Origin of the sequence: Muriicola sp., from assembly GCF_041567615.1 — a bacterium.
Classification (GTDB): domain Bacteria; phylum Bacteroidota; class Bacteroidia; order Flavobacteriales; family Flavobacteriaceae; genus Muriicola.
Genome location: NZ_JBFGBM010000078.1, coordinates 1 through 10,965, shown reverse-complemented (window position 1 = coordinate 10,965; position 10,965 = coordinate 1). Strand labels below are relative to the sequence as shown.

The window sequence follows — 10,965 nt, the reverse complement described above, 5'->3', positions numbered from 1 at the left end:
GATGCGGAGGACATTACCATCCAAACGTTCTCCAGGGCCTTTGACAAGATCCAAACCTTTGACGAGGCCTATGAATTCAAGACCTGGCTCTTCACCATCTCCAAGAATATCCACGTAGATCTTCTCAGGAAGAGGAAGAGAAATATCCTGGAACAAAGCTCTCCCGGCATACCCGATGCGATCAAAAAAGTATTGGATGATGCTCCCACGGCGGAGGACCAACTTATACAGGATCAAAACCTGGCCAGTCTCCTCGGCCATATCAGGAACCTCAAGCCTCATTACCGAGAGGTGATCAACCTCAGGTATTTCCAGGAATTGTCTTATGCTGCCATCGCCGAAGAACTGGATGAACCCATCAACAATGTCAAGGTGAAACTGCTCCGCGCAAAAAAGCTGCTCGCCGAGCTCATCAAAGGGAAATAGTTCAGGTAAACCGGGCGTTATTCACCTTGGTTTTTGTTCGTATATTTGCACAAATTTGTTTTATGAAAGAGGAAGGTACAGCCACCATGGCTCCCCCTAAAGGCAAACCGAAATGGCTCAGGGTTAAATTGCCTACCGGAAAGAAATACACCCAGTTGAGGGGTCTGGTAGACAAGTACAACCTGCACACCATCTGTACCTCGGGAAGCTGCCCCAATATGGGGGAATGCTGGGGTGAGGGTACGGCTACTTTTATGATCCTTGGAAACATTTGTACCCGTTCCTGCGGATTCTGTGGGGTGAAGACGGGCAGACCGGAGCAGGTAGACTGGGAAGAACCCGAAAAAGTGGCCAGATCCATTAAGATCATGGGGATCAGGCATGCCGTAATCACCTCTGTAGACAGGGACGATCTCAAGGACATGGGCTCCATCATCTGGGCAGAAACCGTAAAGGCTATAAGAAGGATGAATCCTGAGACCACCCTGGAGACCCTCATTCCCGATTTTCAGGGAATCGAACGTCACCTGGACAGGATCGTCGAGGTAGCCCCGGAAGTGGTTTCCCACAATATGGAAACAGTCAGGAGGCTTACCCGGGAAGTGAGGATACAAGCAAAATATGAACGCAGCCTTTCTGTCTTGAGATACCTCAAGGAGCAGGGAGTGAACAGGACCAAATCCGGTATCATGCTCGGCTTGGGAGAGCTGGAAGAGGAGGTTGTAGAGACCCTGAAGGACCTGAGAGAAGCAAAGGTGGATGTAGTGACCATCGGGCAGTACCTGCAACCCTCAAAAAAACACCTTCCCGTCAAAGAATTCATAACCCCGGAACAATTTGCGAAATACGAGTCTCTAGGGCTTGAAATGGGCTTCAGGCACGTGGAAAGCGGTGCTCTGGTACGCTCTTCCTACAAGGCTCACAAGCATATTCACTGATAACAGGGAACAAGACGTCGTTCCAGCTTCGGGTTCAGACCTAGTAATAATCCTATGAAAAAAATACATGTAGGGATCAACGGCTTTGGCCGTATCGGGAGGACCTTCTTCCGACTCCTGCAGGATCATCCGGGCATCCGGGTAACGGCTATCAATGACCTCGCAGACCCCAAAACACTGGGGCATTTGCTCAAATATGACAGTATTCACGGCCCTTTTACAGGAACCGTTGAGGCAGGCGAGAACAGCCTGACCGTCAATCAGGAAACCGTATCCTTGAGCCGGGAGGAAACCCCTGAGTTAATCCCTTGGGCTGATTCCGGGGTGGATATCGTTCTGGAAGCCACCGGTAAGTTCAAGACCCGAAAGCCCCTTGAAGGCCACCTTAAGAACGGGGCCAGGAAGGTGATCCTGTCCGTCCCGCCGGACGATCCCGGGATCAAAATGATCGTATACGGCGTAAATCACCATTTGATCAACAGGGAGGATGATATCATCTCCAACGCCTCCTGTACCACGAACAATGCCGCACCCATGATCAAGGTACTGGACGACCACTGGGGAGTGGAACAGGCCTATATCACTACGGTGCACTCCTATACATCAGATCAGAACCTTCACGACCGTCCTCACCGGGATCTGAGGAGGGCCCGGGCCGCCAGCCAGTCGATCATTCCCACCACCACAGGGGCAGCCAAAGCATTGACGCATATTTTCCCTGAACTTGCCCATGCCATCGGGGGTTGCGGGATTCGCGTACCGGTCCCGAACGGGTCTCTGACCGATATCACCCTCAACGTCAAACAAGACACTTCTATTCAGGAAATAAATGATACATTTGAGAAGGTTGCTGAAAATGAGCTAAAAAACGTACTTTTTTATACGAAAGACCCTATAGTTTCTGTCGATATAAACAATAGTTGCTATTCCTGTACGTTTGATTCTATGATGACTTCCGTGCTGGGTAAGATGGTTAAGGTGATTGGATGGTATGACAATGAAACAGGTTACAGTAGCAGGATCATCGACGTGATTGAATTATTGGATCGAAAAGGATTTATTTGACAGGTTTCAGAATAAATACAAAGAAATGGACATTGCTGATATTACTCATATCGGCTTTTGTCATTTTTCCATTGCGATCCCAGGAGCCGAGCGCAGTAGATCAGACCCTGAATGAGTACATCAGACAGGTGGTCACCCTGCGCAATCAGAACGAGATCGACAAGGCATTTGAAGTACTGGACCAGGCGCAGCAGTTTGCGGAATCCTCCCTGTACGAAAAAGGCATGATCTCCTGCTATCATCGCTTCGCCTTGTTAAATCTGATTCGGGGCGACAGGGATAAGGCAGAATTTTATAAGGCAAGGGCCGATAAGATGCTCGAAACCTTCAGGTCTTATCCCTCGGGTGAAGGGTTTTCGAAGTTTGTAGAAGCCAAATTGCTTTTGGATTCTGATCTCAATTTCAGGGCTCTGCAATCCCTGATTGACGCAAAGGAGCTCAGCAATGACCGCAACCTGCTGAACAATATGGTCTTGCTGGAGGGCATGATCTACATGCGCATCGAAGATTATGAGAAGGCAGCCGTAAGCTTTAACGCCCTCCTAATTAACTCAGACCCCATAGAAAAAGAATACCTGATTACCAAGGCCAACCTGGGCCTTGCCGAACTGCATCTGAATACCGAAAATTATCCCGAGAGCATCAAAAACGGTCTCAATGCCCTCAATCTGGCGACCGCCAACAAGTTTACCGTAGAAATCCTTCAGGCCAATGAGTTCCTGGCGAAAGCCTACGAGAAAGACGGACAATACAAAAATGCCCTGCAGTACAAGGAAAATATTATGGCTGTAAAGGATTCCTTTTTTACACTTGATAAAATAAAGGTGGAGACCAACAAAGCCGACAAACTGGCCATGGATGATGCCCAGGCTGAACTCTCGAGACAGGACCAGCGGATAGAGGAGTTGAGTGAGTCTGCGAACCGATCTGAGATCACAGCAATCCTCACCTCGGCCTTCCTCACCATCATTTCCCTCTTGGCCGTATCGCTCTACAGGAATAACCAGATCAAGCTGAAGACCAATGATCTGCTTCAGACGAAAAACAAAGAACTCCAGGCAGCCAGGGACGCCGCCGTACAAGCCATGGAGGCCAAGACCAACTTCCTGTCTACCGTAAGCCACGAATTGAGGACGCCCCTGTACGCGGTGACCGGACTTACCCACCTCCTCCTGGAGGAGAATCCGGCGGAGCATCAAAAGGAGCATCTGAAGTCCCTGAAATTTTCGGGGGATTATCTCCTTAACTTCATCAATGACATCCTGCAGATCAACAAGATCGATGCAGACAAGCTGGAACCTGCCCACATTGAATTCTATCTTAAAAAGATCATCAGCGAGGTCCTGGATTCCCTGCAGCAAAGCGCTAAGGAGAAGAACACCAAGCTCATCATGGAATACGACGATAAAATTCCACAACACCTGATGAGTGACCCTCTGAAACTTTCCCAGATCCTGATAAACCTCGTCGGAAACTCCATCAAATTCACTAAAAACGGGGAAGTACGGGTGATCGCCAAATTACTGAAGAAGGAGGAAGAGAATGTGACGGTCTTCTTTGAGGTAAGGGATAACGGCATCGGTATCACCCCGGAGCAGCAGAAGCATATTTTTGACAGTTTTGAACAGGGATCCATACAGATCAACCGGGAATACGGCGGAACAGGCCTGGGCCTTACCATCGTTAAGAGCCTGCTCGGACTGTTCGATAGTGAAATACACCTGAGGAGCGAGATCGGAAAAGGAAGTTCCTTTTACTTTGAACTGGTGATGAAATCCAAGGACAGTATTGTGGACGAAGTTCCCTTTGAGCTCGAACAGAAAGAATACGACCTCAACGGCCTGCATGTCCTCATAGTGGAAGACAATAAGATCAACCAGGTGATCACCAAAAAAATGCTGGCCAAAAGGGGTGTGGGATGCGATATCGCTGAAAACGGGATGGAAGCTATCGACAAGGCCAATAAAAACCAGTATGACGGGATCCTAATGGATATTCACATGCCGGGTATCAGCGGGGTGGAGGCAACTATAGAGATCCGTAAATTTGACCGACAGACCCCTATTATCGCCCTGACCGCTATCTCCCTGGATGACAGCTTGGAAGCCTTTTACGCGGCAGGCTGTAACGATGTGGTCACAAAACCTTTTAAACCCGAGGTCTTCTACCAGAAAATAGGGGAGAACTTCCTGGAACCCAAACAGAAGAAATCTGCTTCATAGTTCCCGCATCAGAGAGATCATCTTTTCTTTACCGTCATGGAGGAACCTGTGTTCAACAGGCAGATAATAAGCCTGCAAAACCCTGCCGTTGAGTCGCGTAAAGTCCTTTTCGGTGGTGAGTATCCTTTCGGCTTCATTAAATCCCCTGATCTCATCTTCCGTAAAAAAGTGATGATCCGGAAAATTCAAATGCCTGATGCGGATCCCTGCTTTTGAGAGATATGCGAGCAAGGGTGCCGGATCTGCAATGGCCGTCACCAGGAGTACCTCCTTTTCCCTCAATCCGGAAAGGCTGAGTGAGCCCTCTATCCCAATGGCCTGATCTCCGTAGGCCAGGGAACTAAACAGCACCTTTTGGGAAGGCAGGGGTCTCAGTTTTTTTAGGATCCTTTCCCGATCCTGATCATCGAGTTCATCCGGGCATTTTGTAACTACGATCACCTGGGCTCGCCTGGCTTGTCTTTTGTGGTCCCTGAGGTTCCCTGTCGGCAGGTACCAGTCGTCTACATAGAGGCGGGAATAAGAGGTAAGCAGGATATTGACGTGGGGCTTTACCCGGCGATGCTGGAAGGCATCGTCCAGAAGGATCACATCCGGGGAAGCTTTTTCTTTAAGCATGCGGATACCTTTACGACGGTCTGCCTCCACGGCTACTGCCACTTTGGGGAATTTCCTGCAGATCTGCAGGGGTTCGTCCCCGACTTCTTCGGGGTCGGACTCCGGACGTACGATCAAAAATCCCCTGGATTTCCTCCTGTAACCCCTGCTCAGTACCGCGACCTTTCTTTCCGCATACAGGTTTTTTATGATCCATTCAATCATGGGCGTTTTCCCGGTTCCCCCTACACTCAGATTCCCGACACAGACCGAAGGTATTTTGGAAGACTCTGAACGAAGGATACCAGAATCATAACAGAGATTCCTGAGGTAAACCGCGAAACCGTATAACAGGGAGAAGGGGAATGCTATTTTTCTAAGCACTTGCATCGGAACGAAAATATAATATTTTATCTTTGGACCTCTGCCTTTTACTCATGATTGTACAAGAAGTTGCCGACATACTTGAGGAACTTTGTCCTCTGGGCCTCGCTGAGGATTTTGACAATGTCGGTCTTCTGGTCGGTGACTACCAGAGGGAGGTAAGAGGGATCCTGGTGACCCTTGATGCCCTTGAAGATGTAGTGGACGAAGCCATTGCGAAAGACCTCAACCTTATCGTGACCTTCCACCCTATCGTCTTCAAAGGGCTGAAAAAGATCACGGGGAAGAATTATGTGGAAAGGACGGTCATCAAGGCCATCGAGCACAAGATCAATATCTTTAGCGTACATACGGCCCTAGACAACGTCATGCAGGGAGTGAATGGAAAGATCTGCGAGGTTTTGGGCATTCGCGATCCGGAGATCCTGATCCCAAAGACAGGCACCGTTAAAAAACTGGTCACTTATGTTCCCACTGAGGCGTCAGAGCAGGTCAAAGAAGCCCTCTTTGCCGCAGGGGGAGGAAATATAGGAAATTACAGCCACTGCAGTTTTTCCATATCTGGAAAAGGCAGTTTCAGGCCTGAAAGCGGAAGCCGGCCTACCCTGGGAAAAAAGGGGGAAACGGAAATCACCGAAGAGTTCCAGGTCCATATGACCTTCCCGGCCCGACTCGAGAAAAAACTGATCCGGGCCCTGTTTGAAAGCCATCCGTACGAGGAGGTGGCTTACGAGATCACTACCCTGGATAATGCGCACCAGCTGGAAGGGATGGGAATGATCGGAACCCTCGACAAACCCCTTGCCGAAGAGGATTTCCTGAAGCGGGTCAGAGAAAAGATGCACACGGGGGTCATCCGGCATTCTCAATTTCGGGGCAAACCTGTACAACACATAGCCGTGCTCGGGGGTAGCGGGGGCTTTGCCATCTCAGCTGCCAGGTCGCGCGGGGCGGATGTTTTCCTGACCTCAGACCTCAAGTACCATCAGTTCTTTGAAGCAGAAAAGGAAATCCTGCTTGCCGATATCGGACATTACGAGTCGGAACAATACACAAAAAACCTTCTGGCAGAATATCTTACAAAAAAAATCCCTAATTTTGCAATCGCTTTAACGGAAAGCAAAACCAATCCCATTAAGTATTTTTAGTATATGGCAGCAAAGAAAGAAGCTACAGTGGAAGAGAAATTAAGGGCTCTTTACGACCTCCAGCTGATCGATTCCCGGGTGGATGAGATCCGCAATGTCAGAGGGGAACTCCCTTTGGAGGTAGAGGACCTCGAAGACGAGGTGCTGGGATTAAAGACCAGAATGGACAAGCTTAAAACAGATCTGGAAACGATCAACTACGAGATCACGGCCAAAAAGAACCTGATCGATGAATCCAAGGCGCTGATCAAGAAATACGCAGAACAGCAGAAAAATGTGAGGAACAGCAGGGAATTCAATTCCCTTGCCAAGGAGGTAGAGTACCAGGAGCTGGAGATTCAGCTTGCTGAAAAGAACATCAAGGAATTCAAGGCTCAGATCGAACAAAAGAAAGAGGTGATCGCCGATACCAAGGAAAAACTCGCCGAGCGGGAAACCCACCTGAAACACAAGAAAAGCGAACTCGATGCCATCCTTGCGGAGACTGAAAAGGAAGAAAAGGCCCTTTTAGAGCAATCGGATATCTTTGAAAAGCAGATCGAGGAAAGGCTGGTAAAGGCGTACAAACGAATCCGTTCCAACGTGAAGAATGGCCTGGCTGTAGTTCCTATCGAAAGAGGTGCTTCGGGAGGTTCTTTCTTTACCATACCCCCTCAGGTACAGGTAGAGATCGCTTCCAGGAAGAAGATCATCACCGATGAACACAGTGGAAGGATCCTTGTGGATCCCGTACTGGCTGAGGAAGAGCAGGAAAAAATGCACAAAATGTTCGACAAGATCTAGAATCCGAATACAACAGATAAAAGCCATCCTTCTGAGATGGCTTTTTTTATACCTTTAATCCGGACATGCGACCCTCTATCCTTACCTCTTTCTTGATTTTGTGTGTGACAAAAAGTTCAATTGCCCAGGAACTCGGGGATTTCCGGTGGAATAACCGCATTCTGCTCATTTGTGAAAATGACCAGATTCCGGCTCAAAGCGAGAAGCAGATAGGCTTGTTCGAAGATTTTACTCAGGAAATGAAAGAACGCAAACTGCTTATCCTTTTGTCTCGCGGCGGACATCTGCTGGATGTCAGACACCATCTGATGGCGGAAAATGCAGTTCTGCCTGTCAGGAAAGGATTTACCGGAGTTGTCCTCATCGGACTGGATGGATCTGTTAAATGGAAGTCGGGATTCTACGCCGAGCCGGCAGAGGTCTTCAGGGTGGTCGACAGCATGCCTATGAGGAGGGCTGAGATAAAGGACAAATACAAACCTTAGGCCTTCGCCTTTTTCTTTTCGAGGAGATGCAACATGAGGTCCTCTACGGTCTTGCTGTTCCATTGACTTTCTATCTCTGGAATTTTCATAACCTCTTTCATGATCCCCTCCTGGAAGTCACCGATGGCCAGAGCCTCGGCATAAGACCGGTCTGAGAAGGTAACCCGTGAATAGACGGGCTCCCATAATTCCGGATACTTTGAGGCAAACCATTTCTCTATCTTTTTCTGGAGAAGGAAATTTCGATCTGCTGTTTTGCTGCTCATCTCTAAAAAATTCCTGTAGCTGAGCTCAGCGATGGCATCTGCATTGGGTTTGCGCTCCTTCTGGAAGGTCTGAAAGACGGCTTCCCAGTCGTCCCCAAACCGATCCATGATCTTGTCCAGGCTGTAGATATCCTCAAATCCGGCATTCATACCCTGCCCGTAGAAGGGCACAATGGCATGGGCTGAATCCCCTACCAGGGCCACCTTATCCCAATAGGTCCAGGGGTAACATTTCATGGTCACCATGGCACTGGTCGGGTTCTTAAAAAAGTCGTGTGTGAGGTTTTCAATATCCTGCATCACATTTGGAAAGTAGGTCGTGAAAAATTCAGTCGCCTCCTTTTTGGTGGTAATCCTTTCAAAGGAAACCTCCCCTTCAAAGGGCAGGAACAGGGTGCAGGTAAAACTGCCGTCCAGGTTGGGCATGGCGATAAACATAAACCTGCCCCTGGGCCAGATGTGGAAGGAGTGCTTATCCAGCTTATGGGTTCCGTCCTCCTTCGGGGATATGGTAAGCTCTTTATAGCCTACATCAAGGAAATCCTGAGAATAATCAAAGCGGCTCCTCCTCTGCATCTTGTGCCTGACCCTGGAAAAGGCCCCGTCGCATCCAAAGATATGGTCGTACCTGTATTCTTTCCATTCGCCTTTCTCGGATTCCCCGGTGTAGAGCGCAGCCGTCGGCAGGTCGACATCCCAGACCTTTTCCTCGAACCTGAATACGGCCCCGGCTTCCTCTGCAAGGTCGATCATCTTCCTGTTGAGGACTCCCCGGGAGATAGACCAGATCGCTTCTCCTTCCTTTCCGTATTTCTGGTAATACTGGGGTTTCCCCAGGACGTGCATGGCGCGCTTGTCCAGCGGAATGGCCAACTTTTTGATCTCCTCTTCAAGGTCGACCTCCCGAAGGGCATTCCAGCCCCGATCACTCATGGCCAGGTTGATGGACCTGCCGGAAAATTCAATGGTACGGATGTCGGGACGGCGATCAAAGACCGTAATGTCATGTCCCCTCCGACGGAGATAGATAGCCAGAAGTGATCCTACAAGACCTGATCCGACTATCGCAATGTTCTTGGGGGTTTGAGCCATACCTATCCCTCAGGAATACTTTTGAATAGTAAAAGTAAGAAATATTACGCACAGGCATCCCGGAATTTATTATACCCTTAACGGTATTTTGTTTAACTATTATATAATTTTGCTAAACAAAATAAGGAATGTCATATTTCGATAAAACCAAGATAGAGGAACTTCCCTCCCGTTACCGGGCAAACCTCATCAACAGTATCTCCGGGTACAAGTCATGTAACCTTATCGGAACCCGGTCAAGTAATGGAATTGCCAACCTGGCGATTTTCAATTCTATCATTCATATAGGCAGTTCGCCGGCTATGCTCGGTTTTGTACTGCGTCCACTGACCGTTAGGAGGGATACGTTCGACAATATCCGGGAAACCGGTAAATTCACTGTAAACCAGGTTACCTCAGTGATGGTGGAACAGTCTCACCAGACCTCAGCGAAATACGGACAAGAGGTCTCAGAGTTTGAAGCGGTGGGCCTGACCGAGCAATATATCGAGCCTTTTGAAGTACCTTATGTGGCTGAGAGCGCCCTGAAAATGGGCTGCCGTTACAAGAACCACTATCATATAGAGGAGAATGGGTGCCTACTGGTCATAGGTTCGATCGAGCACATATACTTCCCTGAGGGTGTTCAGGACCCCGATGGATTCGTACACCTCGAAAAGTTAAATACAGTGGCAGGCATGGGGATCGATGGTTATGCCCTGCCAAAATACCTCGGGAGACTGTCCTATGCCAGGCCGGAGTCCAACCCAGTCCTTTTGAAACATGGCTCATAAAAAACCCTTTTTGCCCACAAAGACCTGTAAGTATTGTGGTCGTCCCTTCAGCTGGAGAAAAAAATGGGAAAAGAACTGGGACGAAGTACGCTATTGCAGCGAACGATGCCGTAGAGAATCAAAAAAAAGTAAATCCCGACTATGAATACTTCGAATAAGAAATATAACACCCTGATTTGGTTTCGGAACGACCTTAGGGTAACAGACAACCTTTCTCTCTCTAAGGCCTGCGAGGAAGATAGTGTCCTGGCCGTTTACTGTCTGGATCCTGTACTCTTCGAACCCGGGGAATTCGGTTTTAAGCGAATGGAGAAATTCAGGGCAAAATTCCTGCTGGAGAGCCTTGAAGATCTCAGGGCAAACCTGGCTTCACTGAATATCAGCCTGCTGGTCTATTTCCAACCAGCTGAGGAAATTATCCCCGGCCTGGTCAGCAAATATTCTATTCAAAAAATCTTCCTTCAGAAGGAATGGACAAGGGATGAAACTGAAGAGTTGAAAAAGGTTCAGGCCAAGTGCCTCCCGGGAACTCAATTCGTCGAAAATTACGACCAGTTCCTCTTTCATCCTGATGACATTCCTATCCGGGAATTCAAGAGTATTCCTGAGGTATTCACCCAATTTCGAAAGGCCTGTGAAAAATCTGCACAGGTCAGACCCTTAACGGCGACCCCGAAATCCAAACCTGAGAGCAATCTCCTTGCTGAGAGTACTCCCCTGCCCTCCCTTAAAGACCTGGGTTTTGCTCCTTTTGAGACCCATCCACACTCCGCCTTTCCCTTTTCG

The 10,965-nt window shown here is 48.7% G+C and carries 12 protein-coding genes; 10 read left to right on the top strand and 2 right to left on the bottom strand.

Annotated elements, in window-relative coordinates:
* The 4 genes from ABYP73_RS07025 to ABYP73_RS07010 form a co-directional block, all read left to right on the top strand.
* A partial coding sequence (locus ABYP73_RS07025) for an RNA polymerase sigma factor (protein WP_372973851.1) occupies positions 1–426 on the top strand: 426 nt, incomplete at its 5' end.
* 62 nt (positions 427–488) lie between these two features.
* On the top strand, positions 489–1,364 hold the full coding sequence (lipA, locus tag ABYP73_RS07020; protein WP_372946610.1) for a lipoyl synthase: 876 nt from the start codon (positions 489–491) through the stop codon (positions 1,362–1,364).
* A gap of 54 nt (positions 1,365–1,418) precedes the next feature.
* Positions 1,419–2,429: a type I glyceraldehyde-3-phosphate dehydrogenase gene (gene gap / locus ABYP73_RS07015; RefSeq protein ID WP_372973850.1), complete on the top strand. Its 1,011-nt coding sequence runs from the start codon at positions 1,419–1,421 to the stop codon at positions 2,427–2,429.
* A gap of 32 nt (positions 2,430–2,461) precedes the next feature.
* A complete protein-coding gene (locus ABYP73_RS07010) occupies positions 2,462–4,651 on the top strand; it encodes an ATP-binding protein (protein ID WP_372973849.1) in 2,190 nt (729 codons plus the stop codon).
* Here the strand turns inward: ABYP73_RS07010 and lpxK are convergent.
* Positions 4,646–5,638: a tetraacyldisaccharide 4'-kinase gene (gene lpxK / locus ABYP73_RS07005; protein ID WP_372944469.1), complete on the bottom strand. Its 993-nt coding sequence runs from the start codon at positions 5,636–5,638 to the stop codon at positions 4,646–4,648. The two genes, ABYP73_RS07010 and lpxK, sit on opposite strands and share 6 nt — an antisense overlap.
* 47 nt (positions 5,639–5,685) lie before the next feature.
* Between lpxK and ABYP73_RS07000 the strand changes: the two genes are divergently transcribed.
* The 3 genes from ABYP73_RS07000 to ABYP73_RS06990 all read left to right on the top strand — a co-directional run bounded on the left by ABYP73_RS07000 (position 5,686) and on the right by ABYP73_RS06990 (position 8,048).
* A complete protein-coding gene (locus ABYP73_RS07000; protein ID WP_372973848.1) occupies positions 5,686–6,780 on the top strand; it encodes a Nif3-like dinuclear metal center hexameric protein in 1,095 nt (364 codons plus the stop codon).
* Between the two features lie 3 nt (positions 6,781–6,783).
* Positions 6,784–7,563, top strand: a complete 780-nt coding sequence (locus ABYP73_RS06995) for a zinc ribbon domain-containing protein (RefSeq protein ID WP_372944467.1) — start codon at positions 6,784–6,786, stop codon at positions 7,561–7,563.
* A 104-nt stretch (positions 7,564–7,667) separates the two neighbouring features.
* Positions 7,668–8,048, top strand: a complete 381-nt coding sequence (locus ABYP73_RS06990; protein WP_372944466.1) for a DUF4174 domain-containing protein — start codon at positions 7,668–7,670, stop codon at positions 8,046–8,048.
* On the opposite strand, the gene ABYP73_RS06985 is transcribed toward ABYP73_RS06990, so the two are convergent.
* On the bottom strand, positions 8,045–9,406 hold the full coding sequence (locus ABYP73_RS06985) for an FAD-dependent oxidoreductase (protein WP_372944465.1): 1,362 nt from the start codon (positions 9,404–9,406) through the stop codon (positions 8,045–8,047). The two genes, ABYP73_RS06990 and ABYP73_RS06985, sit on opposite strands and share 4 nt — an antisense overlap.
* Before the next feature lie 128 nt (positions 9,407–9,534).
* On the opposite strand from ABYP73_RS06985, the gene ABYP73_RS06980 reads away from it, so the two are divergent.
* The 3 genes from ABYP73_RS06980 to ABYP73_RS06970 all read left to right on the top strand — a co-directional run.
* Entirely contained in the window at positions 9,535–10,179 is a 645-nt protein-coding gene (locus ABYP73_RS06980) for a flavin reductase family protein (RefSeq protein WP_372944464.1), read from the top strand.
* Positions 10,169–10,324 carry a DUF2256 domain-containing protein gene (locus tag ABYP73_RS06975; protein WP_372973847.1) on the top strand — a complete coding sequence of 52 codons (156 nt, stop codon included), beginning with the start codon at positions 10,169–10,171 and terminating at the stop codon, positions 10,322–10,324. Before ABYP73_RS06980 ends, ABYP73_RS06975 begins: the two co-directional genes overlap by 11 nt.
* Positions 10,321–10,965: deoxyribodipyrimidine photo-lyase (locus tag ABYP73_RS06970; RefSeq protein ID WP_372973846.1), on the top strand; the 645-nt coding region annotated here is incomplete at its 3' end. The genes ABYP73_RS06975 and ABYP73_RS06970, both read left to right, overlap by 4 nt.